The sequence below is a fragment of the Enterobacter sp. kpr-6 genome (assembly GCF_900116015.1).
Lineage (GTDB): Bacteria > Pseudomonadota > Gammaproteobacteria > Enterobacterales > Enterobacteriaceae > Enterobacter_D.
In genome coordinates this window covers 18,477-44,580 of record NZ_FOYH01000003.1, presented here as the reverse complement: position 1 = coordinate 44,580, position 26,104 = coordinate 18,477, and the positions used below count along the sequence as shown (strand labels likewise).

Sequence of the window (26,104 nt, the reverse complement as noted above, 5' to 3'; positions counted from 1 at the left end):
CGGCTTTTTTCCTCAGGGAGAGGAGGAACACCGACCCTCACCCCGGCCCTCTCCCTCAGGGAGAGGGAGCAAACGTCCCCTCTCCCCTGGGGAGAGGGTTAGGGTGAGGGGTAGACCTCAGCACTGCAAATAAACCATCTGCGTCTGCAAATACTCATTCAGCCCGTGCTTACCATCCGCCCCGCCGATCCCTGACTTACGCCAGCCCGCGTGGAACCCCTGCATCGCTTCAAAGTTCTCGCGATTCACATAGGTTTCGCCGAACTTCAGCCCCTTAATCGCTTTCATCGCCGTATTAAGATCGCGGGTATAAATCGATGACGTCAGGCCGTAGTCGCTGTCGTTGGCCATCGCCAGCGCCTCGTCCAGCGTGTCAAAAGCGACCACCGGCAGCACCGGGCCGAAGGTTTCTTCATGCATGATGCTCATCTCCTGCTGCACATCGAGCAGCAGCGTCGGCGGGTAGAAATAACCGCTCCCTTCAACCGCTTTACCACCCAGCACCACTTTTGCCCCCTGCTCCACGGCGCGGGCAACTTTTTGCTCCACGCGCTCAAGTGCGGCAGCGTTAATCAATGGCCCCATCGCAATATCGTTGCGCTGCGCCGGATCGCCATACTGCACCGCTTTCATCGCCTCACCCAGACGATTCACAAAGCGGTCGTAAATGCCCTTCTGCACATACACGCGCTCGGCGCAGTTACACACCTGTCCGGTGTTGATCACGCGCGAATCGACAATCGCCTTCACCGCCAGTTCCAGATCGGCATCGTCCATCACAATCGCCGGGGCTTTACCGCCCAGTTCCAGACACACTTTGGTGATGTTTTTCGCAGCCGCTGTCATGATTTTCTCACCCGCGCCGACGCTGCCGGTCATGCTGACCATCGCCACTTTCGGGTTGCCCGCCAGCTCCTGACCGACCGTTTCACCGCGCCCCAGCACCAGGTTAAACACCCCGCGCGGCAAGCCGATTTCATCGACGATTTTGGCGAAGGCAATCGCGTTGTTTGGCGTGAATTCACTCGGTTTGATGACGATGGTATTACCGGTGATCAGCGCCGGAGCCAGTTTGCGGGCGATCAGGAAGAACGGGAAGTTCCACGGCAGAATGCCGGTGGTCACGCCCAGCGCGCGTTTAAATACGAGGATATTTTCACCCGGACGGTCGCTTTGCAGGATCTCACCTTCGTAACGGCGCGCCCACTCCGCCATGTAATCGATGTAGTCGGCGGTAAACGCGACTTCCACCTCAGCCAGTTGCTGAATTTTGCCGCCTTCAGCGACGATAAGCGCACTGATTTCACTCGCCCGCTCGCGGATCCCGGCGGAAATTTTGCGTAACCACCCGGCGCGTTCGATAGCGGGCAGCGCTTCCCATGCTGGCTGCGCGCGTTCGGCGGCGTCGATGGCTTTACGCGCGTCTTCGGCGGTACCGTCCGGGATGCGTGAAATCAACGCTTCCGTCGCCGGGTTAACGACGTCTAACCACGCGTCGCCCTGCCAGGTGACAAACTGACCATCAATATACATGGGGTGTTATACGGGTGCTGTCATGACCTGCTCCTGTAATGGCATTGTTTTTAACAAGTGAAATCATTGTTAAAAATCTACAGCCAGCCGGACCATTTCCCACTCTGATGGGCCGGATTTGTGAGGTCACGCAAAAAAGAGAAAGGCTTTAGCAACAAAATAGTTACATGAAAATCAGGCGAAATGACCGTTTGCGACAGGGCGAGCGCAAACGGTCAACGGATCACAGCAGCGCACGTTCTTTCAGGGTGGCGGTCAGGGTCGGGTCCGCCAGCATCGTGCACCATGCCGCTTCGATTTCTGCCGGGAAATCAACGTGCACAATAAAGTTGCGCCCGCGCGGGCCATAGCCCTGCTCATCATCGCGCAGGCGCGGCACCTCGCCCATTAGCAGGGAAAGATAGCGCTCGACGGGCCACAGCCCTGCCGATGGCGTGGCAAAGCGCAGGCCACGGGCATCATTCGCCAGAACGGGCGTCACGCCGGGGTAGCTCAGCCAGCGGGTGTCCAGTCCGCTGATTTCTGCGGCACGGGCAAAGGTCGCCATCGTGCGGCGCTGCATGGTGGGGTCCTGAATCACCAGCGCGGTGTTCAGTGTCATGCCGCGTGCGCGCAGTAGTTCACAGGAAAAGTGCGCGTTTTCTCCGCAGTTGGTGGATTTATCTTCAATCAGGATCCGATCCGCCGGAATGTTCCAGAACTGGCGGGCGATGTCGGCCAGGATCGCCGCTTCGCTACGACCGGTAGTGCGCAGGGCGTTATAGCGCGGGTGACGGGCAATCGCCGCATAGAGAAACGTGGTGGAGTGCCCCACGCCGCCGCTGATTAAAAGCGGCATGGTGCCGCCAGCGGCGATTTTACAGGCCGCATCGATGGTCGGGATCACCGCGTTACCCGCCAGGATTACGCAGTCAGCGTTTACCGGTTGCGGTTTACCCTCGAACGCGTTATTTGCCAGCCAGCGTCCAAGCGTGTTGGTCGCGGCCAGCACAGGCTCCGGCAGATGCGGAAAGTGAGTGTTGATCATCGTACCTCCTCTGAAATCCTGTTCAGAATAAGGGGTCAGAAAGAGATAAACAGCAGATCACTCTTAATCACCCGTTACGAAACAAGCAATTATACGCGTCGTCTGCGTCATTACCGCTATACACTTTGCGGTTTCAAAAAGGTGCAAAATGTAAACCGGTTACGTGACGTTGTCACACTTCGTATTCATCTGACTTTTGTATTCTCACAATTCATAGGCTTGAATTATGATTTACAGAAGAAGTAGAATCCTTAGCCCCCTAATAATTCAACACCGTGCGCTGTAATGAGGTCATAAGTCATGCGTTTGCCAAAAAGCGATCCCTATGCGCCACGAGAATGGGCTCCGCATGAAAAACCCATGCTGCTCGGCTCCCCTTCCACGCCGTTTCACACCACGCCAAAGCGCATCGCTTATGGCATTGTCGGGCTGCTGGTCTGTCTGACGGGAGCACTGGGTAACGCCATGGTGACGGCAAACCTGCAAAACTTGCAGGGCTCGTTTGCCGCCTGGTCAACGGAAATCGCCTGGCTGCCGACCGTCTATGTGATGACCAACGTTTCCATCAACCTGTTGCTGGTGAAGTTTCGCCAGCAGTTTGGCCTGCGCGCGTTCACTGAAGGCTTTCTGGTGATCTACGTGCTGGTGACATTCTTTCACCTGTTCGTTAACGATCTCAGTTCCGCGCTGATGGTGCGCGCCGCACACGGCATGGTGGCGGCGGCGCTCAGCTCGCTCGGCATTTACTACCAGATCCAGGCCTGGCCCGCGAAGCATCGTTTAAAAGCCTTAACCATTGGCATTACCGGCTCGTCGCTGGCGATCCCCATCGCGCGGCTATTTTCCACCGAACTTTTGCAGATCGACGAATGGCGCGGACTGTACTTATTTGAACTGGGCCTGGCGCTGATCTCACTGGCCTGCGTGATCGCCCTTAAATTACCGCCGGGCGATCGCAAGAAGGTGTTCGAAAAGAAGGATTTCATCACCTTCATGCTCTTCGCCCCCGGCATGGCGCTGCTCTGCGCGGTGCTTTCGCTCGGGCGGCTGGACTGGTGGTTTGAAGCGCCGTGGATTGGCTGGGCGCTGGCCGGGTCGCTGGTGCTGATCGTCAGCGCGATCGTCTTTGAGCACAACCGCAGCAATCCCCTGCTCAACACCCGCTGGCTCTCCAGCGGCAGTATCGTGCGTCTGGGGCTGATTATGCTGCTGATCCGTATCGTGCTGGCGGAACAAAACACCGGGGTCATCGGCTGGCTGCAATATGTCGGCCTGCAAAATGAGCAGATGAACACCCTCGCATGGGCGATTCTGGCGGGGATTGTCTGCGGGATTGTTGCCAGTTGCCTGACCATCAAACCGCAGCGCCTGGCGTGGCCGATTGTCACCGCGCTGGCCATGATGATTGTCGCGTCGCTTCTCGACAGCCAGTCCAACAGTCTGACCCGCCCGGATCAGCTGCTGTTAAGCCAGTTTCTGCTCGGCTTTAGCAGTGCGTTTTTCCTTGCTCCGGCGATGCTGGCGGGCATCGGCGGCGTGGTGGCTGAACCGCGTAACCTGGTCAGTTTTTCGGTGCTGTTTGGCATCAGCCAGAACCTTGGCGGTCTGCTGGGTTCGGCAATCCTCGGCACCTTCCAGACCTGGCGGGAGAAATACCATTCCAGCCTGCTTGCCGAGCAGCTCACCACCTTAAATCCGCTGGTGAATGACCGCCTCCAGCTTTACAGCCAGATGTACCGGAACCTTATCGGCGACAGCACCCTGCTGAACGTCCAGGCGGTGAATCAACTGCAAACGGCGAGCGCCATGCAGGCAAATATTCTGGCTTACAACGATACTTACCTGCTGACGGCGACCATTGCGGCAGGCACGCTACTGTGGATCGTCTGGCGGCTGCTGCGCCTGCGCATCACCGCGCGTCTGGCGCTGAAGCGGGCAATGCAGCAAAAAGCATGAACACTAAAAACACAATAATGAAACACGAAAGACATCAGGAGTGGTTATGAGTCAGCAGGACGCCGCCCAGGAGCAGGCACACACCCGCAGTAATCTGCGCATCGTTTCGATTTTTGCCGCCGCAGCGATTGGCATTGTCGGCGTGCTGGTGATCCTTTACGCCTGGCAACTGCCGCCGTTTACCCGCCACGCGCAGTTTACCGATAACGCTTACGTACGCGGCCAGACCACCTTTATCAGCCCGCAGGTTAACGGTTACATCACCGACGTGAAGGTGCAGGATTTTGCCACCGTAAAGCGTGGCGATCTGCTGATGCAGATTGACGACCGCATCTACACGCAGCGCGTGCATCAGGCGCAGGCGCAACTGGCGATGAAAGTGGCGGCGCTGAACAATAACCTTCAGCAACGGAAAAGCGCGGAAGCGGTGATCAAACGCAACGAGGCCGCCCTGCAAAACGCCCGCGCGCAAAATCTGAAAACCCAGGCGGATTTGAAACGGGTGAAGGATCTCACCGCCGACGGTTCGCTTTCGGTGCGTGAGCGCGATGCCGCACTCGCCAGCGCCGCGCAGGGCAACGCCGACATTGCGCAGGCCGCCGCAACGCTTGAGATGTCGCGCCAGGATCTGCAAACGACCATTGTGAATCGTGCGTCGCTGGAAGCGGATGTGGAAAACGCCAAAGCCGCGCTGGAGCTGGCGCAAATCGATCTGCAAAACACGCGGATTGTCGCCCCGCGCGATGGTCAGCTTGGGCAGATCGCCGTGCGCCAGGGCGGATATGTCACCGCCGGTACCCATTTAACGTCTCTGGTGCCGGCCCTGCACTGGATCATCGCCAACGTTAAGGAAACGCAACTGGCGAATATCCGCGTCGGCCAGCCGGTGCGTTTTACCGTTGATGCGCTCAATGACGCCACTTATCACGGTCGGGTGCAGAGTATTTCTCCGGCGACCGGCGTTGAGTTCAGCGCCGTGACGCCGGATAACGCCACCGGTAACTTTGTGAAAATCGCCCAGCGCATTCCGGTACGCATTGAGATTTCCGGCAAACCGGAGGAGCTCGCGCGCTTACGCCCTGGCATGTCGGTGCAGGTGCATATTGATACCAGGGAGGAGAAACAATGACCTTCCGCCCTGCATTGCTGGCACTTTGTGTGGCACTGGCAGGCTGCCAGTCGGTGGACGTTGCCCCCGCGAAGCCTTCATTAACCATCCCTGCCGCCTGGCGCACCGCCATCGGCCCGCAAAGCCCGGTGGAGGGCGTGTGGTGGCGTAATTTTCACGACAGCCAGCTTAATCAGTATGTCGATCGGGCCCTGCGGCAAAACACTGACGTGCTGATCGCCCGCGAGCGGATCAACGAATATCAGGCGCGGGTGTACGGCAGTGAGGGGAATCTCTTCCCGACGCTGGACGCGGGCCTGAGCGTGACGCGGGCGCGTTCGCAGTCGGCCGCCACCGGGATGCCTGCCCACAGCATGCTGTACCGGGGGAACTTGAGCGCCAGCTACGATGTGGATCTGTGGGGCGCGAATCGCAGTGCGACCGATGCGGCGCGGGCCTCGCTCGACGCGCAAAAAGCGGCTGCGGCGGCTGCCGATCTGAGTGTGGCGACCTCGGTGGCGTCCGGTTACATCACTTTGTTGTCGCTGGACGAACAGCTTCGCGTCACGCAAGCCACGCTCACGGCGCGCGAGGAGGCCTATAAACTGGCAAAACGTCAGTTTGAAAGCGGCTACAGTTCGCGGCTGGAGTTGATGCAGTCCGATTCTGAATTGCGTGCCACGCGGGCGCAGATCCCGCAGTTGCAGCACCAGATCACCGGGCAGGAAAACGCCCTGAGCCTGCTGCTCGGCGAGAATCCCGGCGCGGTGCCGCGCACGGGCGGGTTTGATAATCTGACGCCGTTGCGCATTCCGTCGCAGTTGCCGTCATCGCTGCTGGAGCGCCGCCCGGATATCGCCCAGGCCCGGCAGCAATTGCTCGCCGCCGACGCCACGCTGGCCTCATCGCAGGCGCAGCTTTTACCGTCGCTAAACCTGACGGCGGGCGGCTCGTACCAGGCGGATACTCTGCCGAATCTGCTGGATAACCCGCTACGGCTGTGGAGCGTGGGCGGCAGCATTCTCGCCCCGCTGCTGAACCGCCAGGCGCTGAATGCGCAGGTGGATGTGTCGATGTCCCAGCGCAATCAGGCGCTGTACAGCTATGAAAACGTGGTGCGTAACGCGTTTAAAGAAGTGAATGACAGCCTCGACGCGATTGCGCGTTTGCAGGAACAACTGGACGAGTTGCAGGCACAGGCAGAGGTCGCCCAGGAGACGCTGCGCATTGCGCAGAATCGCTACCGGAATGGGTATTCGTCGTATCTGGATGAGCTGGACGCCCAGCGCACGCTGTTTTCAACGCAATTGAGCGTGGTGCAGGTGAAGAATAATGTGCTGCTGGCGCAGGTGGATTTGTACCGGGCGCTGGGGGGTGGCTGGGTGGCGCAGGATTAGGTTGACAGACCCTCACCCCGACCCTCTCCCTCAGGGAGAGGGAGAACACCACCCTCACCCCGGCCCTCTCCCTCAGGGAGAGGGAGAACACTAACCCTCACCCCGGCCCTCTCCCTCAGGGAGAGGGAGAACACCACCCTCACCCCGGCCCTCTCCCTCAGGGAGAGGGAGAACACCACCCTCACCCCGACCCTCTCCCTTAGGGAGAGGGAGAACACCAACCCTCACCCCGCCCCTCTCCCTCAGGGAGAGGGGGAAAGGCGGGTCCGTGCTCGATTTGTTGGAGAGAGGCGAGTCCGCGCTCGGGCTGTTCCCTCTCCCTGAGGGAGAGGGTTAGGGTGAGGGTCTACTCTTTTACTGCGCAACCTGCTCCATCGCCTGCAAAATCCGCTTATCAGAAATCGGGTACGGCGTCCCAAGCTGCTGGGCAAAATAGCTCACCCGCAACTCCTCGATCATCCAGCGGATCTCTTTCACGTCCTCGTCGTCACGACGCGCGGGCGGGAGTTTGTTCAACCACTGTTGCCACGCCTGCTGTACGCTTTCAACCTTCAGCATTTGCGCGCGGTCGCGGTGGGGATCGACAGCCAGTTTTTCCAGACGGCGTTCAATGGCGTTCAGATAACGCAGCGTGTCGCCCAGGCGTTTAAAGCCATTCCCGGTGACAAAACCGCGATACACCAGCCCGCTCATCTGCGCTTTCACGTCCGACAGACCCAGCGCCATGGTCATGTCCACGCGCCCTTTCAGCCGTTTGTTAATGTTGAACACGGCGGTCAGGATCTGCTCGACCTGTTTGGCAATCTCCACTACGGTATCGTTCAGCTCCGCACGCACTTTCTCATGCAGCGAGGCATAGCCCTCTTCCGTCCACACCGGGCCGCCCGCCTCAAAGATCAGCTTGTCGACGCCGCAGGAGATGCAGTCGTCGATCAGATCCAGCACTTTGCCGTAAGGGTTAAAGTACAGCCCCAGCTTGGCTTTGTTCGGCAGCTTCTCGTGCAAATATTTAATCGGCGACGGAATGTTTAACAGCAACAGGCGACGCAGACCGCGCCACATCTGCTGTTGCTGCTCCAGCGGATTATCAAACAGCTTGATCGCCACGCTGTCGCGCTCGTCCACCAGCGCAGGCCACGCCTTCACTTTGTAGTTACCGCGCTTCTGCTCGTAGCTTTCGGCCAGGGTGCCAAAACTCCAGATATGCAGGCCGCTCTGCTCGATGCCGTCATCGGCCACCGCGGAGAGCGTCTCCTGCACTTTGCCTTTTAACGCTTCTTTCAGCGCTGTCAGGTCACGGCCTTCCTGAAGTTTCTTGTTTTTGTCATCCACCACGCGGAAGCTGATTTTCAGGTGATCGGGCACCTGTTCCCACTGCCAGGCTTCGCGATCAACGGTTACCCCGGTCATCCGACGCAGTTCGCGCTCCAGCGCGTCGAGCAACGGCAGTTCCAGCGGCGTGACGCGCCCCAGGAATGCCTCGGCGTAGTTCGGCGCAGGCACAAAGTTGCGGCGCACCGGTTTCGGCAGCGATTTGATCAACGCGATAATCAGCTCCCGGCGCAGGCCCGGAATTTGCCACTCAAACCCGGCGTCATCGACCTGGTTTAACAGCGGCAGCGGAATGTGCACCGTCACACCATCGGCATCTGCGCCCGGCTCAAACTGGTAGCTCAGGCGCAGCTTGAGGTTGCCCTGATGCCAGAAGTTCGGGTAGTCGAGCTTACTGACCGATTCTGCGCCCTCTTTGATCAGCATGTTCTTTTCAAAGTTCAGCAGATCCGGCGTTTCCCGGCTCGCCTGCTTCCACCAGCTATCAAAATGGCGGGCGGAAATGACGTTATGGCTGATGCGCTGATCGTAAAATTCAAACAGCGTTTCGTCGTCCACCAGAATGTCGCGGCGGCGCGATTTGTGCTCTAACTCCTCCACTTCCGCGCGCAGTTTGAGGTTGTCGCGGAAAAAGGCGTGACGCGTCTGCCAGTCGCCTTCCACCAGCGCATGACGGATAAAGAGTTCGCGGCACAGCGCCGGGTCAATCTGGCTGTAATTCACTTTGCGGGCGGCGACAATCGGCAGGCCGTACACGGTGACTTTTTCGGTGGCCATCACCGCGCCCTGCGCCCGCTCCCAGTGCGGTTCGCTGTATGACCGTTTCAGCAGATGCTGCGCGACCGGCTCGACCCACTCAGGATCGATACGGGCGGCGATACGCCCCCACAGACGGCTGGTTTCCACCAGTTCCGCCACCATCGTCCACTTCGGCGGTTTCTTGAATAAACCGGAACCGGGGAAGATGGAGAAACGGGCGTTACGTGCGCCGGTAAATTCCTGTTTATCGGCATCCTTCATGCCGATATGCGACAGCAAGCCGGTCAGCAGCGCGATATGAATCTCGCGGTATTCTGCCGGTTCGCTGTTCACCGGAATGCCGAGTTCTTTCACTACCTGGCGCAACTGGGTGTAGATGTCCTGCCATTCGCGCACGCGTAAATAGTTTAAATAATCGGTACGGCACAGGCGGCGGAACTGGTTCGAGGAGAGCGCTTTTTGCTGCTCGCCGAGGTAATTCCACAGGTTAACAAAGGCCAGAAAATCGGACTCTTTATCGTGGAAGCGGCGGTGTTTTTCATCGGACGCCTGCTGTTTGTCCATTGGTCGTTCGCGCGGATCCTGAATCGACAGCGCCGAGGTGATGATCATCGCCTCGCGCACGCAGCCCAGTTTTTGCGCTTCCAGCACCATCCGCGCCAGGCGCGGGTCAACCGGCAGTTGCGAAAGCTGACGCCCCTGCGGGGTCAGTTTGTAGGCGGTTTGCTGCTCGTCGGTGGTGATCGCGCCAAGTTCTTCCAGCAGGCGTACACCGTCCTGAATGTTACGTTTATCCGGCGCTTCAACAAACGGGAACGCGGCGATGTCGCCCAGTCCCAGTGCGGTCATCTGCAAAATAACCGATGCGAGGTTGGTACGCAGGATTTCCGGATCGGTAAATTCCGGACGCGACAGGAAATCATCTTCCGAATAGAGCCGGATACAGATCCCTTCGGAGACACGCCCGCAGCGACCTTTACGCTGATTCGCCGACGCCTGCGACACCGGTTCAATCGGCAGGCGCTGTACTTTGGTGCGAAAGCTGTAGCGGCTGATGCGCGCGGTGCCGGGGTCGATCACGTATTTGATGCCCGGCACGGTGAGCGAGGTTTCCGCCACGTTGGTCGCCAGCACGATGCGCCGCCCGCTGTGGGGCTGGAACACCCGGTTCTGCTCGCTGTTCGACAGTCGCGCATAGAGCGGCAGCACTTCGGTGTGGCGCAGATCGCGTTTGTTCAGCGCATCGGCGGTGTCGCGGATTTCGCGCTCGCCGCTCAGGAAGATCAGGATATCCCCCGCGCTCTCCTGGCCCAGTTCGTCCACGGCATCAAAAATCGCCTGAAGCTGGTCGCGCTCGGTGTCGTCGGCCTCCTCCACGATCGGACGGTAGCGGACTTCCACCGGGTAGGTGCGCCCGGAGACTTCAATAATCGGCGCGTTGTTGAAATGGCGCGAAAAACGTTCCGGATCGATGGTCGCGGAGGTGATGATGATTTTCAGATCCGGGCGCTTCGGCAGAAGCTCTTTGAAGTAGCCGAGCAGGAAGTCGATGTTCAGGCTGCGTTCGTGCGCTTCATCGATGATGATGGTGTCGTACTGCATCAGCAGCCGGTCCTGCTGGATCTCGGCCAGCAGAATACCGTCGGTCATCAGCTTGACCATGGTGTTGTCGCTGACGTGATCGCTGAAACGGACTTTATAGCCGATGCAGCCGCCCGGTTCGGTTTTCAGCTCTTCGGCAATACGGTTCGCCACGGTGCGCGCCGCCAGACGACGCGGCTGCGTGTGACCAATCAGCCCTTTCACGCCCCGCCCTAATTCCATGCAGATTTTGGGCAGCTGCGTGGTTTTACCGGAGCCGGTTTCGCCCGCGACAATTACCACCTGGTGATCGCGCACCGCTTCCAGAATATCCTGCTTCTTCTGGCTGACCGGGAGGTTCTCCGGGTAATCAATCGTCGGACGCGATGCCTCGCGCAGCAGGACTTTCTCTGCCGCCTGGCTTATCTCTTGCGCCATCGCCTGGTAGATGGCCTGTTGTGCTTCAGGATTTTTAACCTTCTTCACACCGTGCAGGCGACGGGCGAAGCGCGCGCGGTCGCGCAGCATAAGGCCATCAAGCTGTTGATTCAGGGCGGCGAAGGTTAATCTGGACTGTTCTGTCATAGTGTTATCGGGGCAGTACACTGCCGATCAAATGTCTCGTAAGCGATTGCTGTAGATTACCATATTGCCGCTTTTCGTGCCTTGTTCAAAAAATTCGAACATAGGCTTCGATATATTGCGCTATTCATCCAGCAAATAAGTGAATAGAGTGACAGTCATTACTGGGGGCTAACCTCATCAAAAACAACTAAAGGAATCACCCATGAGTAAAGTATTAGTGCTTAAATCCAGCATTCTGGCAGGGTACTCTCAGTCGGGTCAGCTGTCTGACTATTTCGTTGAGCAATGGCGTGAAAAACATCCGGCGGATGAAATCACCGTTCGCGATCTGGCAGCGAACCCGATTCCGGTGCTGGATGGTGAACTGGTTGGCGCGCTGCGTCCCTCCGACGCTCCGCTGACTCCGCGTCAGCAGGAAGCCCTGGCGCTTTCTGACGAACTGATTGCTGAGCTTAAGGCGCACGACGTGATCGTGATTAACGCCCCGATGTACAACTTCAACATCCCGACACAGCTGAAAAACTACTTCGACTTGGTTGCGCGTGCCGGTGTGACCTTCCGTTACACCGAAAACGGCCCGGAAGGTCTGGTGACCGGTAAACGTGTGGTGGTCGTGTCCAGCCGTGGCGGTATCCATAAAGATACCCCGTCTGACCTGGTAGCTCCGTACCTGAAACTTTTCCTGGGTTTCATCGGCATTACCGACGTGAACTTTGTGTTTGCTGAAGGTATCGCTTACGGCCCGGAAGTGGCGACCAAAGCGCAGACCGACGCTAAAGCCGCGATCGACAGCGTGGTTGCAGCCTAAGCCGCAAAATTCATGCCCGGTGGCGAACCGCCGGGCATATCAATGCCAAATCAGCCAATACTCGCCAGCGTCTTCAGCACATCCTCACTGAGTTCCAGATCTTTTGCCGCCATGTTTTCCCGCAGATGCGTCACCGACGAGGTGCCGGGGATCAGCAGGATATTTGGCGAACGCTGAAGCAGCCAGGCCAGCGCCACCTGCATCGGCGTCGCGTTCAGGCTACGCGCCACGTCCGAGAGCGTTTCAGACTGCAACGGCGTAAAGCCGCCCAGCGGGAAGAACGGCACAAAGGCAATCCCGTCTGCCGCCAGCGAATCAATCAGCGCATCATCGTGGCGATGGGCGATGTTGTACTCATTTTGTACGCAGACGATCTCAGCAATCGCGCGGGCTTCCGCAACCTGGGCAGCAGTGGCATTACTCAGTCCCAGATGCTTAACCAGCCCCTGCTTTTGCAGATCGACCAGAACGTTAAAGTTTTCCGCAATCGATCCTTCCGCCGGGCCATGCCCTTCCGGCGGCATCACCCGCAGGTTCACCACGTCCAGCACATCCACGCCTAAATTGCGCAGATTGTCATGCACCGCCTGTTTTAATTCCGCAGGCGAAAAGGCGGGCAGCCAGGCCCCTTTGTCGTCGCGACGCGCGCCGATTTTAGTCACGATGACCAGATCGTCGCCATAAGGATGCAGCGCCTCACGAATGATCTGGTTGGTAACGTGCGGACCGTAAAAATCGCTGGTATCGATATGATTCACACCTAACGCCAGCGCTTCGCGTAACACGCTGATGGCCGTATGGCGATCTTTCGGTGGGCCAAATACGCCCGGTCCGGCCAGTTGCATTGCGCCGTATCCGAGCCGGTTGACCGCCCGATCGCCGAGGGTGAAGGTATTATTGTTTGCTGTGCTGTTCATAATTCCCCTTCTGGTTTTTGTCATTTCTTGGCTTTATCAGTATATGAAGGATGGTGGGGTCAAAAGTTGGCATTCTGTGCACAACGCAGGCAGCGTTTTTTACCTTCAGCGAAGGAATAAATAATGGCGCGCGGAAAACCGTTCTCGCTTACGACTAGCGCGACTCACCATCAGTGTGCAGCAGCGTTTCAATCTCTTTATCCGCTTTAATGTGGATATCGTGCTCAATTTTCACGTTCATGTTGATGGTGATGGGCTCTTTCGGTGCCGCCACTTCTATGCGCGGCGTGCAGCCCGACAGCCCAATGATCAGCATGATGGCGATTACGGATTTCATTGTTTTTCCTCACATTCCTTGCCAGGCAGACAGTGGGGCATCGGCACGGTCGCATGTTGCTCCAGCTTTGACTGTAAATTGTCGCCAAAGCGCAAACTCTCCCACAGGGCAAACACGTTCTCTTCGTGGTTATAGTTCAGATTCACGATGTTACTTTTGCCATTCAACCGACTGGTGCCGGTGATGGCGGCCTGCATGTTCAGTAAGCCCTGGCTGTCCAGATTAATTTTCGTCCATGACCGGGTGATCTCCATATAGCGCAACCAGTTGATGGCGGCCCCTGCGGCGATATTATTGTTGGCTAACGCGTCGGCGGTGTCTTTATCCAGGCGCAGCGTCATTGGCCCCGGATTATTTAACCAGCCGTCTTTAATGATCCATTTTTCATTATCAAGCCACAGCGGTAACGCGCCGTTAAATGCGCCGGACATGGCAAGCTGTTTGACCTTAATGGCGGTGGTCACCTCGCTTGAGGAGATATTTTGCAGGCGTAGCAGCGCCGCATCGTGCTGTGGTAACCGTAGCTGTTGCAGCGTAATTTTACCGCCCAGCGCATCCACGCTGACATCGCTCAGCGTTAGCGGATTCTCTTCGCTCCAGGGGTAAGCCCCCTCTAAATCGGCGGTGAAGTGGGTTAAAGTCACCTGGTTTACGATTTCACCGATGCGCAGCGCAACCGGCCCGCGCGTGCCCAACTGCCAGGTGGCGTCGCGCAGGCGGAACGGCAGCACAAAATCAACGCCGTTAAGCTGGTTGTCCGGCATCCATAAACTGCCGCCTTTGATGACGCCGTGCCCGCCCGCTTCGAATCCCTGCCCGGCCGCGGCGGAAAAAGCGACCTGCGCGTAAAGTTTGCCTTCGCGCAGGTTTATTTTCGAATCCGGGGGAATGAGCGGCTGAAACACGGTCAGCGACTGGGGCGGCCACCACGCCTGACCGCGCAGTCGCTCGCCGTCCCAGCGACCATTGACCCGCACCGGGCCGATCGCGTCGGCATGCAGATCGCCTTTGAACTGAAAGAGGGTCGGATCGCTGCCTTTGACGCTGAAGTTGAGCGTCGAAGGTGGCAGTGCGCCGCCCCCGCTGAAGGTTGTTTGCCCGGCATCCAGCACCAGCGAACCGCTAAACTGCGGGTTTTGCGCGTCGCGCAGCCAGCGAATCGGTGCATCCAGCACCAGCCGGGGCTGGCTGACGCGCATGGCACCATACTGCAACTGGTCGAAGCCGGTTGAGAGATCGGAGAGTAAAATCTGCTTGTCCTGCCATTCACCTTTTCCGGCCACATCCCAGCGCGCCTGCATCGGGGTGAAGTTTCCGTCGCCCCAGTAGCGCCACTGCCAGAGGCCTTTATCCGGGAGGAAATTCGTTGCCCGTCCGTCAAGGTGCAGGACGAAGTCGCCCAACTGATTTTCATGGGCGCGCAAAATAGCCTGTAGCCGCCCTTCCACGCCCTGACGGGTGACTTTTACGCCCGCCAGCGGCCAGCGCACTTCGTCAATATTCAGCGAAACAATAATTCTGCCCCGCGAACGCAGTAACGCACCGGGCGCAAAGGCCAGCAGCGGATCGCTCAGACTGCCCGTCAGTTGGGCGGGCAGCACAGCATACAGAATCAAATCGCCCTGTTTGGCCTCGCCGGTAAGCTGCATCGGCATGGCGCTATTTTCCATGCCGAGACGCCCGGGCCCAAACGTGAGTACGGCGTTGCCTTTGCCCGCGTCGCCCTGGGTGAGCACGTTCAGACGCCCACTGATTTGCGCCTGCTCCAGCCCCTTTTTCCAGTCGGCGACCTTCACTCCCACACGGCCTCCGAGCGGCATCCCCTGATACGGCCAGCTCCAGCGCCCGTCGCTTAAAGTGAATTGCTCGTCGGAGAGCTGCCACGGCAGATCCAGCAGGGGATCGGGCTGGCCGCGCGCCATGACAATCAGCTGCCCCTGCCTGTCGCGCCAGTCTATTTCAGCGTCCAGCGGTTCCGGGATGTGCGCCACGCTCAGGGTGGTGCTGGCGTGACCACTCACCGGCAGGCCATCGGGCACCAGCGGCAGCGTGAACTCCCCCGCCAGTTTCAGCGGCGGCTGGTTTTCAAACAGCGCCAGTTCAAACTGTTCAACCGTCAGCGCCTGGCCGTGCATCCGGGCCTGTACGCTAATCCGGTCGCCCTGATAGCGTAGCTGCTGGTTTTCGGGCGTCACGGCGAGGGAGAGTTTGCCTGCCCAGGTCTGCCAGGGTGAGACGGTGAGCGTGTCCACCGTGACCCAGGCAAAGGGCAGCATCGCCTGCCACTGGGCCAGCGTGCGCGGGGCAGCAGGGGTGGATTCGCTTTGCGGAAGTTTGCTCAGGCAGTCAGCGTTGAGTGTCAATGAGCTAATATTAAGTTGCCAGCGGCTGGGGTGCGTGAGGTCAGCATTTTTCACCACCGCCAGCGTACAGTCGTCGACCAGGTAGCGCAGATCCGGGATAAGCAGCGCATGGCGCGTTAAGCGCGGGCTCTCTTCAAAGGCGATACGGGTGCCCGCCGGTAGCCAGATCCCTGCAAGCGTCGGTACCCATTTCGCGAGGGTAAGCAGCAGCATCAATGGCAGCAGAATGATCAGTAAAAGAAGTGCGATGGCGGCTTTGTATTTACCCTTCATGGGCAGTTAATGTCCTGATTTACGGTTAAATTATTGTTTGCCGTAGCATTATTATCACACAGATGCGCACGCTGATGAAGTCAGCGCGAATTTTAAGCATAGATGTTCCGCAATTATTCGCTATGTCTATGTTAATCAATTATTTTGTAATAATTGTATGATTATTTTAATCATGTTATCGTGAGATTAAAATCACTGGAGAAAGTCTTATGAAACTCGCGGTCTATAGCACAAAGCAGTACGATAAAAAGTATTTGCAGCATGTAAACGAGGGATATGGCTACGAACTTGAATTTTTCGACTTTCTGTTAACTGAAAGAACAGCCAAAACCGCTACCGGCTGCGATGGTGTCTGTATTTTCGTGAACGACGATGGCAGTCGTCCGGTTCTCGAAGAGCTCAAAAAGCATGGCGTGAAGTTCATTGCCCTGCGCTGCGCGGGCTTCAATAACGTCGACCTTGAGGCGGCTAAAGAGCTGGGCCTGAAAGTGGTGCGCGTTCCGGCCTATTCGCCGGAAGCGGTGGCAGAACATGCCGTCGGGATGATGATGGCGTTGAACCGTCGTATTCACCGCGCTTATCAGCGCACCCGCGATGCTAACTTCTCTCTGGAAGGTCTGACGGGCTTTACCATGTACGGTAAAACCGCAGGCGTGATTGGCACCGGCAAGATTGGCGTTGCGGCACTGCGTATTCTGAAAGGGTTTGGTATGCGCCTGCTGGCGTTTGATCCTTACCCGAGCGCTGCCGCGCTGGATCTGGGTGCGGAGTACGTTGACCTGGCGACCCTGTTCGCCCAGTCGGATGTGATCTCCCTGCACTGCCCGCTGACGGAAGATAACTACCATCTGCTGAATCGCACCGCATTTGAGCAGATGAAAGATGGCGTGATGATCATCAACACCAGCCGTGGCGGACTGGTCGATTCTCAGGCGGCCATTGAAGCGCTGAAAACCCAAAAAATCGGCGCGCTGGGTATGGATGTGTATGAAAATGAGCGCGATCTGTTCTTTGAAGATAAATCCAATGATGTGATCCAGGATGATATCTTCCGCCGCCTCTCCGCCTGCCATAACGTACTGTTTACGGGGCATCAGGCGTTCCTGACCGCAGAAGCGCTGATCAGTATTTCTGAAACCACGCTGGAAAATCTCCGTCTGCTGGCAAACGATGAAGCCTGTCCGAACGCGCTGGTCTGACCCCGTTAGTTTAAGAATATCCTGCAAGACACCCACAGTGGGCCTGATAAAATCGGGCCTACTGTCATGGCACTTTGGAAATCATTATGAAGAAATTTATCGCCTTAACCGCACTCAGCCTGGTGCTGGCAGGCTGTGCTCGTGACGGCAAAGTCTCTGTGACTGCTGATGAACTGATGCATCACCGTTTTGTACTGGAAAGCGTGAATGGCAAGCCGGTGACGCCGGGTGAAAATCCACCGGAGTTAAGTTTTGGTGAGAAGATGCACCTGTCCGGCATCATGTGTAATCGTTTTTCCGGTGAGGGAAAAGTATCTGATGGCGCGCTGACCGCTAAAAATCTGGTGATGACGCGCATGATGTGTGCCGATCCGCAGCGTAATATGCTGGATCACACATTCAGTGAAATGATGAATAAAGGCGCTCAGGCCGACCTTACCGAGACGCAGTTAACGCTGACCACAGCAGAACAGACGTTAATCTTTAAACAGGCCGACCCGACTAAATAATCAGTAAATCAGTACGTGCCGCAACTGCCCGCCGCGAGCGATTGTTCGCTACAGCGTTTACCATTGGGCAGTGCGCACATGCCCATTGCCGAGCCATCAAGTTGCCGTGCGACGGAGAGCGATCCGCCAATCATTGCGCAATTGGCCTCGCCGGAACTGGACATCGCAGCCCGTAATCCTGGCGCAACATGCGCGGCTGTTGCCTGCTGCTCCGGCTCGCTGCTACAGGCTGATAATAATAACGCTGCACACCCTACCCAAAACGCTGCACGCATCTTCTCTCCCCCTTCGGTTTAGCAAAACCTATGCATAATAGGCAGCACGGCCTCCGCCGTCGAGAGACAAACCACGCTTTTATGCACCGACACCGAATTTTTTTGCTACCACTTATGTAAAAAAACCCGCCGTAGCGGGTTAACGTATTGATGCGGATGATGATACTCACTCAGTGGTGCAGCATCTCATCAACCACCTCTTCTTTCATTAACTGGTACGGATAATAAGTCGGCCAGTTGTCCATTTCTTCAAGCAGTGCTTCCTGAGAGGTGCTGCCCATGAAAATATGGAAGTGCGCAGATTTACGCGGAGCGATGGTGTGATCGCTGAACTGCACATATTTAGGCGCGCTGCTGCTGGCATCCTTACATTCGAACAGATAACGCACGCCTTTTTTACCGGAGGTATAAGTGAGGATTTTATGACCCGCGTAATCATATTTGCAGGAGCTCACTTTATCGCCGGTATGAAATTCCATCACGCCATTTTCAATGCCCAGGGTATCAATTTCAGTGGCGTAACCTTTGCGGTAATATTCTTTATATTCTGCCGCTGTTTTACTTTTATCCTGTTCGGCTTTTTTCTTAAACACCGGATCGAGATCGCCGCTAACCAGTAACGGATAAACCGACTGCCACATCCCTTCCCAGTCGCTCAGATTTCTGTCTTTGACATCTTTATTATCAAACTCGCCGTTAGCGGCTTTCTGCTCCATTTCACTCAGCGGTTTACCGTGCGAGTGATGACCATGAGCAAATGCCTGATTACTCAATAAAATCGCGCCCAGAGCGAATGCTAATTTTCCATAATGCTTAGCCAAAATGTGATCCTCAGTCAGATCAAGAAAAACGCGATGTTATAGTATAACATTTCACGTTTCAAGGCAGATTTTGCATTAGATAACGGGATCTTTAAATGTGAATAATTCGCAGACAAATAATATATAAGCCTTATCTTATCTGGAGGTTGCTATTAAATGCCACATGTTGCCGTTAAATCAGCGATACATTTTGTGTAAGTAAAATTATAGAAATTTATCTTTTGTAAACTTAAGAATTTAACGTTAATCCTGATAGACACATTTAACTTAGGGGATATGATTGTCGCGGGGGAAAAGGAGCGCTGTAAATATTTCAGGAGAACATGGTCAATATGGAATGGTTTATAAAACAAGCTGTCGTTTGCTCGAAAACGGGTACCGCCTTTGCTATAGCATCTAATCTGCGTAATTTAAATCTCATCTTATGGTATCGCGGCGATTATTTTTTACAGAAAGGCAATACTCTCTCAATCACCTCTTTTGGTCTTATCGTTAATGGTAAGACCCGGAACTTACAATTGCTGCACGTCTTTTCCTTTTCACATTCATTATGGGCTTCATTAACCCAGAATCTGGATTGCCCTGGAAACACTTACCCCATGATACGTCATTGTCCAAAAAGACCAGGCTGCCTTTTTAAACACTGCCCTTATGGCGCTATGCTGCCACATCAATAATTAATTGATACTGCATAAGCGTTCTTTTTTCTCTATTTTGTACGACCTGCAAGCCCGGCATTAACCTTCTGTCTCTTACTTTCATAGCGTAATGCCGGGCTTTGCGACCCTGTTTAACGTCCTTAATTGACCTTAAATGTGACTGTCTTCCTGACGACTCCAGGCTTGCCGGGCTCATACCGACATTTTTTTATCGCTGACTGGGTCGTTTTAAAGAAAATTTCATCACCCGTCGTTGAGACTGAATAGACCTCGCCTTTTGCGTTTACCCACGCGGTATAATTAACTGAACCTGAAATCCGCAATGCCAACGCTTTTACTGGCATTACCGGCACAGGACAACTTATCACTACCGGCTTATCTGAATTTGCTGCTTCCTCTGCCGCAACCGTTCCAGTCAAAACAAGTCCGCTTATCAGGAGCGCTATATTTTTCATCAACATGATTATTCCTTCTGTTTTTTTTACATAATAAGGCAGAGGCATTCTGAATCATATTGATTAACAGCAAGGTTCTTTATCACGCTTAAGAAAGTGCTACTTCCGGGAAAATGCCACGCGTTTTTTTACAGTATCTTTTTGTCATCGTGCGCCACAAGTGACGGGTGGTATATCCGCAGATCAAAAACTCATGGGCCTGTGCTGTCTATACTGAAATAAGGCCGAATAAGAAAGAACTGAACGGAAACGTCGCCATTAGCGCATAACGACTTTTCAATCTTACAGTTAAGCAATGAGAGCAAGCCTATGATCACAATTGACGGTAACGGTGCAGTCGCTTCAGTGGCGTTTCGCGCCAGTGAAGTCATCGCTATCTACCCCATCACGCCCAGTTCCACGATGGCTGAGCAGGCCGATGCCTGGGCCGGGAACGGCGTGAAAAATATCTGGGGTGACACGCCTCGCGTGGTGGAGATGCAGTCTGAAGCGGGCGCGATTGCCGCTGTTCACGGCGCGTTGCAAACCGGGGCGCTGTCCACATCATTTACCTCGTCGCAGGGTCTGCTTCTGATGATCCCGACGCTGTACAAACTGGCCGGTCAACTGACGCCGTTTGTACTGCACGTCGCCGCCCGCACCGTGGCGACGCACGCACTGTCTATTTTTGGCGATCACTCCGATGTCATGGCCATTCGCCAGACCGGTTGCGCCATGCTGTGCGCCAGTAGCGTGCAGGAAGCGCAGGATTTCGCCCTGATTTCCCATATTGCGACGCTAAAAAGCCGCGTGCCGTTTATCCATTTTTTCGACGGTTTTCGCACCTCACACGAAATTAATAAGATCACCCCGCTGTCGGACGACACGCTGCGCAGCCTGATGCCGCAGGATGACATTACCGCTCACCGCGCGCGGGCGCTCAATCCTGAACACCCGGTGATTCGGGGTACCTCCGCCAACCCGGACACCTACTTCCAGTCGCGCGAAGCCACCAATCCCTGGTACGACGCCGTGTATGACCACGTCGAACAGGCGATGGATGATTTTGCCGCCGCCACCGGGCGATCCTATAAGCCGTTTGAATATTACGGCCATCCGCAGGCGGAACGGGTGATCGTGCTGATGGGTTCCGCCATCGGGACCTGCGAAGAAGTGGTGGATGAATTACTGACGCGGGGCGAAAAGGTCGGCGTGCTGAAAGTGCGTCTGTATCGCCCGTTCTCGGCGCAGCATCTGCTGGCGGTGTTGCCGCACAGCGCGCGCAATATTGCCGTGCTGGATCGCACCAAAGAGCCGGGCGCGCTGGCGGAGCCGCTCTATCTCGACGTGATGACCGCACTGGCAGAAGCCTTCAACAATGGCGAACGCGATGCCCTGCCGCGTGTGACGGGCGGGCGCTACGGGCTGTCGTCGAAAGAGTTTGGCCCGGAGTGCGTGCTGGCGGTGTTTAACGATCTGCGCGAGGCGAAGCCCAAACCGCGCTTTACCGTCGGCATTTACGATGACGTAACTAATCTGTCGTTGCCGCTACCGGAAAATACCCTGCCGTCGAGAGCGAAACTGGAAGCGCTGTTTTACGGCCTCGGCAGTGATGGCAGCGTCTCGGCGACCAAAAACAACATCAAGATTATCGGCAACTCCACGCCGTGGTACGCGCAGGGCTATTTTGTCTATGACTCGAAAAAAGCGGGCGGCCTGACGGTTTCCCATCTGCGCGTCAGCGAGCAGCCAATCAATTCCGCTTACCTGATTTCGCAGGCGGATTTTGTCGGCTGCCACCAGCTTCAGTTTATCGATAAATACCCGATGGCCGAGCGCCTGAAACCCGGCGGTATTTTCCTGCTCAATACGCCTTATGCGCCCGACGAAGTATGGTCGCGGCTGCCGCAGGAAGTGCAGGCGACGCTGAATCAGAAAAATGCGCGGCTTTACGTGATCAACGCGGCGAAAATCGCCCGTGAATGCGGCCTTGCGGCGCGTATCAATACCGTAATGCAGATGGCGTTTTTCCATCTCACGCAAATTCTGCCGGGCGACAGCGCGCTGATTGAATTGCAGGGCGCGATTGCCAAAAGCTACAGCAGTAAAGGCACGGAACTGGTGGAACGTAACTGGCAGGCGCTGGCCCTGGCCCGTGAATCGCTGTTTGAAGTACCGCGGGAAGAGATCAATGCCACCAGTCCGAACCGCCCGCCGGTGGTGTCCGATGCTGCGCCCGATTTCGTTAAAACCGTGACTGCAGCGATGCTGGCAGGTCTTGGCGATGCGCTGCCTGTCTCTGCCCTGCCCTCGGACGGCACCTGGCCGGTCGGCACCACGCGCTGGGAAAAACGTAACATCGCCGAAGCCATTCCGATCTGGAAGCCGGAGATTTGTACCCAGTGCAACCACTGCGTCGCCGCCTGTCCACATTCGGCGATCCGCGCCAAAGTGGTACAGCCGGACGCGCTGGAAAACGCGCCCGCCTCCCTGCAATCGCTGGATGTGAAATCCCGCGATATGCGCGGGCAAAAATATGTGCTTCAGGTCGCCCCGGAAGACTGCACCGGCTGTAATTTGTGCGTCGAAGTTTGCCCGGCTAAAGATCGCCAGAACCCGGAGATCAAGGCCATCAATATGATGTCGCGCCTTGAGCATGTTGAAGAAGAGAAAGTGAATTACGATGCCTTCCTGAACCTGCCGGAAATCGACCGCAGCAGCCTGGAGCGCATCGACATTCGCACCTCGCAGCTCATCACCCCGCTGTTTGAATACTCCGGCGCGTGCTCCGGCTGCGGCGAAACGCCGTACATCAAACTGTTAACGCAGCTTTACGGCGACCGGATGCTGATTGCCAATGCGACCGGCTGTTCATCGATTTACGGCGGCAACCTGCCGTCCACGCCCTACACCACCGATGCCAACGGGCGCGGCCCGGCGTGGGCAAATTCCCTGTTTGAAGATAACGCCGAATTTGGCCTGGGCTTCCGCCTGACCGTCGATCAGCACCGCCAGCGCGTGATGCGTCTGCTTGATGCCTTCGCGGAGCATATTCCGGCGGAACTTAACACGGCGCTGCACGCCGACGCCACGCCGGAAGTCCGCCGTGACCAGGTGAGCGCGCTGCGTCAGCACCTGGCGGAGGTTGAAGGTGCGCAGGAGTTACTGACCGATGCCGACGCGCTGGTGGACAAATCCATCTGGCTTATCGGCGGCGATGGCTGGGCGTATGACATCGGCTTCGGCGGCCTGGATCATGTCCTGAGCCTGACGGAAAACGTCAATATTCTGGTGCTGGATACGCAGTGCTACTCCAACACCGGCGGCCAGGCCTCAAAAGCCACGCCGCTCGGCGCGGTGACAAAATTTGGCGAGCACGGAAAACGCAAGGCGCGTAAGGATCTTGGCGTCAGCATGATGATGTACGGTCATGTGTATGTGGCGCAGATTTCGCTGGGTGCGCAGCTTAACCAGACCGTGAAAGCGATTCAGGAAGCGGAAGCCTACCCCGGCCCCTCGCTGATCATCGCTTACAGCCCGTGCGAGGAACACGGCTACGATCTGGCGCTGAGTCATGATCAGATGCGTCAGTTGACGGCGACCGGCTTCTGGCCGCTGTATCGCTTCGATCCACGCCGCGCGGATGAAGGAAAAGTGCCGCTGGCGCTGGATTCGCGTCCGCCGTCCGATGCGCTGGCCGACACATTAATGAAAGAGCAGCGTTTCCGCCGTCTGAACGCCCAGCAGCCGGAGGTTGCGGAGCAGCTATGGAAAGATGCCACGGCGGATCTGCAAAAACGCTATGACTTCCTGGCGCAGCTTGCCGGAAAAGCGGAAAAAAGCTCTACGGAGTAGTTAACCGTCACGATGCCCGGTGAACATCACCGGGCATCAGACGCATGCGGCTGTTATTCTTTTTTTATATGGCTTATTGCCACTTCATGGCTAAAAAGGGGTGATGGTATTCACCCGTTAAATGATAACCTTGCGTGATACCGAACAGAAGGATCCTGCGTGCGTCATCATCCTGTTACCTCATCCCGAATCGCCTCTGTGGGTTATGAAGAAAGCACCCGCACGCTCGAAGTGCGCTTTCATAATCGCAGCGTCTATCAATATCACGGCGTACCGTCGCGTATTTTTAACGTCTTCCTGACCGTGGTGTCCAAAGGCCGCTTTTACGACGGCGTGGTGAAAGGCAAATACCCGGAGCACCGCATTGCCTGAGCGTTAACGCACAACTCAAAACAGACGCATTTGTTGCAGATCGGTCATTAAATCGGGGCCCTGCGGTTGCCAGTTCAGTTGGTGCTGAGTCAGGGCACATGAGGCTGACATATCCTGAACCACAAAGTGACTCATCCAGCCAAAATGATCCGCAGCTTCGGAAGGCTCAAGGCGTACAACAGGCACGTTCAGGCGCTGACCAATGGTTTCAGCGATTTTCCGCAGCGTAATTCCCTCTTCAGCAACGGCGTGATAGCGGCCAGGACGATGCTTTTCCAGTGCCCGCACATAGAGCAGCGCGGCATCGCTGATATGCACCGCCGACCAGCGGTTCTCGCCCTCGCCCACATACGCGGAAACTCCTTTTTGCCTGGCGATTTCAATCAGCGGGGTGATCAAACCCTGCTTGGACGTGTCATGAACCTGCGAAAGCCGCACTACAGAAACATTTACGCCCTGTTCTAATGCCGCCATTGCCGCCTGTTCCGACGCCTTACGCGGGTTCTGATGTTCAGGATTGAAATAGTCTTCAACAGCCAGCCGGTTTTGCCCTGCTGACCCCATCGCCACGCCAGACGTGATAATCAACGGCCGTTGCGTTCCTTGCAGCGCGTCGGCCATCGCCGCAATCGCCAGCCGATCCTTTTCACAGTTCGCCACGAAGCGGGAAAAGTCGTGAACAAAAGCAGTATGGATGATGCCGTCGCTTAACATTGCGCCACCGCGCAGACTGTCATGATCTTCCATATCGCCAAAATGTGCCTGTGCACCGGCAGCCGCCAGTTTTTCAGCACCCTGCTGGCTTCGGGTGAGTCCGGTGACCTGATGCCCGGCAGCAATCAACTGCGCTGTGACCGCCGTGCCGATAAAACCGGTCGCTCCCGTAAGAAAAATACGCATAGTTAGCCCGCCCTTATGTCAGTAATGGATTGCTGTTGCAATCCGCTACGGCTACTTTAGGGGCAGCCCTTAATACGGTCTATGTCAGAAAGTCGCTGTTTTATGTCTCATCGTCCGGAGTGCGTATGGATCCACTTTCGCAATTGTTGTCGCTTCTCAAACCAGAAAGTTATGTTACGGGCGGCGTGGTGCTGGATCCCGGCCTGGCGGTTCAGTGGCCCTCTCATGACGGCATCAAATGTTACGCCGTGGTATCGGGCGAGTGCTGGCTGTCAGTTGAAAATGTTGCCGACCCGATACGGCTTACCGCCGGAGATTGCTATCTGCTGCCTCCCGGTCCCCCTTTCCGGCTGGCGACGGATCTGGCCTCAAAACCTGTCGATTTCCGCTCAGTGCGTAAAGCTATGACCTCAGAGATGGCCGCTAAAGCTGACGAAAAGTCGGGCTGTTTTCTTGTTGGCGGACATTTTCTTCTGGCGGGTCGCGCGGCTAATTTGCTGTTGGGATCGCTGCCACCTGTCGTGCATATCAACAACGACACGGACCGGGCGGCGATGCACTGGGCGCTGGCAAGAATGGCTCAGGAAGTGCGGGAGCCGCAGCCAGGCAGCAGTATGATCGTGCAACAACTGGCGTTTATGCTTTTGATTCAGGCGTTGCGGCTTCACGTCAATGACGGCGCTGAGACGAGTCATGGCTGGCTTGCGGCGTTAAGGGATAAGCAACTGAGTGTCGCCATTGCCTGTATGCATGATAATCCCGGACATCACTGGACTCTGGGCACGCTGGCAGCGCAGGCAGGCATGTCACGCTCTGCTTTTGCAAAACACTTTAAGGAAACTGCAGGAACCACACCCATTGAGTACCTGACGCAATGGCGAATGCTGCTGGCCTGCGACCGGTTACAGAATTCAAACGATCCCCTCCTGCGCATCGCGGCCTCCGTAGGCTATGAGTCCGAAAGCGCTTTCGGGAAAGCGTTTAAGCGCGTGACAGGCTGCTCTCCCGGAAAATTCTGCGCCCGCAAAAAGCGTTAAAACCTCCCCGCTGTAGAGGTTGTGCATCTGGCTGCTGCACCAGGACTAAACCTGAGTGCGCACGCGA

At 56.4% G+C, this 26,104-nt stretch carries 20 protein-coding genes; 10 read left to right on the top strand and 10 right to left on the bottom strand.

The genetic code is table 11. The annotated features are described in order from the left end of the window. Window positions 1-117: 117 nt before the first annotated feature. Together aldA and BM373_RS09180 are read right to left on the bottom strand one after the other, a co-directional pair. Window positions 118-1,533, bottom strand: a complete 1,416-nt coding sequence (gene aldA / locus BM373_RS09185) for an aldehyde dehydrogenase (protein WP_090461136.1) — start codon at window positions 1,531-1,533, stop codon at window positions 118-120. Between the two features lie 223 nt (window positions 1,534-1,756). After that, window positions 1,757-2,560, bottom strand: a complete 804-nt coding sequence (locus BM373_RS09180) for a YdcF family protein (protein ID WP_090461135.1) — start codon at window positions 2,558-2,560, stop codon at window positions 1,757-1,759. Window positions 2,561-2,860: 300 nt separating this feature from the next. Between BM373_RS09180 and BM373_RS09175 the strand changes: the two genes are divergently transcribed. Genes BM373_RS09175 through BM373_RS09165 form a run of 3 tightly spaced genes read left to right on the top strand, consistent with a single transcriptional unit; the run spans window position 2,861 to window position 7,021 of the window. Beyond that, window positions 2,861-4,516 (top strand): MFS transporter, encoded by a 1,656-nt coding sequence (locus BM373_RS09175; protein ID WP_090461134.1) that lies wholly within the window; start codon window positions 2,861-2,863, stop codon window positions 4,514-4,516. A 46-nt stretch (window positions 4,517-4,562) separates the two neighbouring features. After that, window positions 4,563-5,645, top strand: coding sequence for an HlyD family secretion protein (locus BM373_RS09170; RefSeq protein ID WP_090461133.1), 1,083 nt, complete (start codon window positions 4,563-4,565; stop codon window positions 5,643-5,645). Further along, a complete protein-coding gene (locus BM373_RS09165; protein ID WP_090461132.1) occupies window positions 5,642-7,021 on the top strand; it encodes an efflux transporter outer membrane subunit in 1,380 nt (459 codons plus the stop codon). Before BM373_RS09170 ends, BM373_RS09165 begins: the two co-directional genes overlap by 4 nt. A 354-nt stretch (window positions 7,022-7,375) precedes the next feature. Here the strand turns inward: BM373_RS09165 and hrpA are convergent, their stop codons facing one another. Beyond that, window positions 7,376-11,278, bottom strand: a complete 3,903-nt coding sequence (gene hrpA / locus BM373_RS09155) for an ATP-dependent RNA helicase HrpA (RefSeq protein ID WP_090461130.1) — start codon at window positions 11,276-11,278, stop codon at window positions 7,376-7,378. A gap of 202 nt (window positions 11,279-11,480) precedes the next feature. On the opposite strand from hrpA, the gene azoR reads away from it, so the two are divergent. After that, a complete protein-coding gene (gene azoR / locus BM373_RS09150; RefSeq protein ID WP_090461129.1) occupies window positions 11,481-12,086 on the top strand; it encodes an FMN-dependent NADH-azoreductase in 606 nt (201 codons plus the stop codon). A 50-nt stretch (window positions 12,087-12,136) separates the two neighbouring features. Here azoR and BM373_RS09145 read toward each other — a convergent pair whose 3' ends face one another. From BM373_RS09145 to BM373_RS09135, 3 genes are all read right to left on the bottom strand, one after another. After that, window positions 12,137-13,003, bottom strand: coding sequence for an aldo/keto reductase family oxidoreductase (locus BM373_RS09145; protein ID WP_090461128.1), 867 nt, complete (start codon window positions 13,001-13,003; stop codon window positions 12,137-12,139). Between the two features lie 154 nt (window positions 13,004-13,157). Further along, window positions 13,158-13,340 carry a YnbE family lipoprotein gene (locus BM373_RS09140; RefSeq protein WP_090461127.1) on the bottom strand — a complete coding sequence of 61 codons (183 nt, stop codon included), beginning with the start codon at window positions 13,338-13,340 and terminating at the stop codon, window positions 13,158-13,160. Continuing rightward, window positions 13,337-15,976, bottom strand: a complete 2,640-nt coding sequence (locus BM373_RS09135; protein WP_090461126.1) for a YdbH family protein — start codon at window positions 15,974-15,976, stop codon at window positions 13,337-13,339. Before BM373_RS09135 ends, BM373_RS09140 begins: the two co-directional genes overlap by 4 nt. Window positions 15,977-16,185: 209 nt before the next feature. Here BM373_RS09135 and BM373_RS09130 point away from each other — a divergent pair, with 209 nt between their 5' ends. Together BM373_RS09130 and hslJ are read left to right on the top strand one after the other, a co-directional pair. After that, window positions 16,186-17,175, top strand: coding sequence for a 2-hydroxyacid dehydrogenase (locus tag BM373_RS09130; protein ID WP_090461125.1), 990 nt, complete (start codon window positions 16,186-16,188; stop codon window positions 17,173-17,175). Between the two features lie 86 nt (window positions 17,176-17,261). Further along, complete coding sequence (gene hslJ / locus BM373_RS09125; RefSeq protein WP_090461124.1) at window positions 17,262-17,684, top strand: heat shock protein HslJ; 423 nt, start codon at window positions 17,262-17,264, stop codon at window positions 17,682-17,684. 8 nt (window positions 17,685-17,692) lie between these two features. Here the strand turns inward: hslJ and BM373_RS09120 are convergent, their stop codons facing one another. Together BM373_RS09120 and zinT are read right to left on the bottom strand one after the other, a co-directional pair. Beyond that, window positions 17,693-17,959: a putative hemolysin gene (locus BM373_RS09120; protein WP_090461123.1), complete on the bottom strand. Its 267-nt coding sequence runs from the start codon at window positions 17,957-17,959 to the stop codon at window positions 17,693-17,695. A 170-nt stretch (window positions 17,960-18,129) separates the two neighbouring features. Further along, window positions 18,130-18,780 (bottom strand): metal-binding protein ZinT, encoded by a 651-nt coding sequence (gene zinT, locus BM373_RS09115; protein ID WP_090461122.1) that lies wholly within the window; start codon window positions 18,778-18,780, stop codon window positions 18,130-18,132. A gap of 323 nt (window positions 18,781-19,103) precedes the next feature. On the opposite strand from zinT, the gene BM373_RS09110 reads away from it, so the two are divergent. Continuing rightward, window positions 19,104-19,457, top strand: a complete 354-nt coding sequence (locus tag BM373_RS09110; RefSeq protein ID WP_256214614.1) for an anti-adapter protein iraM — start codon at window positions 19,104-19,106, stop codon at window positions 19,455-19,457. Window positions 19,458-19,579: 122 nt separating this feature from the next. Here the strand turns inward: BM373_RS09110 and BM373_RS09105 are convergent, their stop codons facing one another. Then, entirely contained in the window at window positions 19,580-19,900 is a 321-nt protein-coding gene (locus BM373_RS09105) for an energy transducer TonB (protein ID WP_090461121.1), read from the bottom strand. 303 nt (window positions 19,901-20,203) lie between these two features. On the opposite strand from BM373_RS09105, the gene nifJ reads away from it, so the two are divergent. After that, window positions 20,204-23,728, top strand: coding sequence for a pyruvate:ferredoxin (flavodoxin) oxidoreductase (gene nifJ / locus BM373_RS09100; RefSeq protein WP_090461120.1), 3,525 nt, complete (start codon window positions 20,204-20,206; stop codon window positions 23,726-23,728). Window positions 23,729-23,887: 159 nt separating this feature from the next. Further along, window positions 23,888-24,100, top strand: coding sequence for a KTSC domain-containing protein (locus BM373_RS09095; RefSeq protein WP_090461119.1), 213 nt, complete (start codon window positions 23,888-23,890; stop codon window positions 24,098-24,100). Between the two features lie 15 nt (window positions 24,101-24,115). Here the strand turns inward: BM373_RS09095 and BM373_RS09090 are convergent, their stop codons facing one another. Continuing rightward, window positions 24,116-25,000, bottom strand: coding sequence for an SDR family oxidoreductase (locus BM373_RS09090; protein ID WP_090461118.1), 885 nt, complete (start codon window positions 24,998-25,000; stop codon window positions 24,116-24,118). A 125-nt stretch (window positions 25,001-25,125) separates the two neighbouring features. Here BM373_RS09090 and BM373_RS09085 point away from each other — a divergent pair, with 125 nt between their 5' ends. Next, the gene (locus tag BM373_RS09085; protein ID WP_090461117.1) at window positions 25,126-26,037 is read left to right on the top strand and encodes an AraC family transcriptional regulator; all 912 of its coding nucleotides are present in this window, start codon (window positions 25,126-25,128) and stop codon (window positions 26,035-26,037) included. Window positions 26,038-26,104 lie beyond the last annotated feature (67 nt).

What these genes read in the sequence shown, in the direction of transcription:
- hrpA (WP_090461130.1), bottom strand. Translation starts at nt 11,278, where the DNA reads ATGACAGAACAGTCCAGATTAACCTTCGCCGCCCTGAATCAACAGCTT.
- BM373_RS09130 (WP_090461125.1), top strand. Translation starts at nt 16,186, where the DNA reads ATGAAACTCGCGGTCTATAGCACAAAGCAGTACGATAAAAAGTATTTG.
- BM373_RS09090 (WP_090461118.1), bottom strand. Translation starts at nt 25,000, where the DNA reads ATGCGTATTTTTCTTACGGGAGCGACCGGTTTTATCGGCACGGCGGTC.
- BM373_RS09170 (WP_090461133.1), top strand. Translation starts at nt 4,563, where the DNA reads ATGAGTCAGCAGGACGCCGCCCAGGAGCAGGCACACACCCGCAGTAAT.
- BM373_RS09180 (WP_090461135.1), bottom strand. Translation starts at nt 2,560, where the DNA reads ATGATCAACACTCACTTTCCGCATCTGCCGGAGCCTGTGCTGGCCGCG.
- BM373_RS09105 (WP_090461121.1), bottom strand. Translation starts at nt 19,900, where the DNA reads ATGTTGATGAAAAATATAGCGCTCCTGATAAGCGGACTTGTTTTGACT.
- azoR (WP_090461129.1), top strand. Translation starts at nt 11,481, where the DNA reads ATGAGTAAAGTATTAGTGCTTAAATCCAGCATTCTGGCAGGGTACTCT.
- BM373_RS09135 (WP_090461126.1), bottom strand. Translation starts at nt 15,976, where the DNA reads ATGAAGGGTAAATACAAAGCCGCCATCGCACTTCTTTTACTGATCATT.
- nifJ (WP_090461120.1), top strand. Translation starts at nt 20,204, where the DNA reads ATGATCACAATTGACGGTAACGGTGCAGTCGCTTCAGTGGCGTTTCGC.
- BM373_RS09165 (WP_090461132.1), top strand. Translation starts at nt 5,642, where the DNA reads ATGACCTTCCGCCCTGCATTGCTGGCACTTTGTGTGGCACTGGCAGGC.
- BM373_RS09085 (WP_090461117.1), top strand. Translation starts at nt 25,126, where the DNA reads ATGGATCCACTTTCGCAATTGTTGTCGCTTCTCAAACCAGAAAGTTAT.
- BM373_RS09145 (WP_090461128.1), bottom strand. Translation starts at nt 13,003, where the DNA reads ATGAACAGCACAGCAAACAATAATACCTTCACCCTCGGCGATCGGGCG.
- hslJ (WP_090461124.1), top strand. Translation starts at nt 17,262, where the DNA reads ATGAAGAAATTTATCGCCTTAACCGCACTCAGCCTGGTGCTGGCAGGC.
- aldA (WP_090461136.1), bottom strand. Translation starts at nt 1,533, where the DNA reads ATGTATATTGATGGTCAGTTTGTCACCTGGCAGGGCGACGCGTGGTTA.
- BM373_RS09110 (WP_256214614.1), top strand. Translation starts at nt 19,104, where the DNA reads ATGGTCAATATGGAATGGTTTATAAAACAAGCTGTCGTTTGCTCGAAA.
- BM373_RS09175 (WP_090461134.1), top strand. Translation starts at nt 2,861, where the DNA reads ATGCGTTTGCCAAAAAGCGATCCCTATGCGCCACGAGAATGGGCTCCG.
- BM373_RS09140 (WP_090461127.1), bottom strand. Translation starts at nt 13,340, where the DNA reads ATGAAATCCGTAATCGCCATCATGCTGATCATTGGGCTGTCGGGCTGC.
- BM373_RS09120 (WP_090461123.1), bottom strand. Translation starts at nt 17,959, where the DNA reads ATGCGTGCAGCGTTTTGGGTAGGGTGTGCAGCGTTATTATTATCAGCC.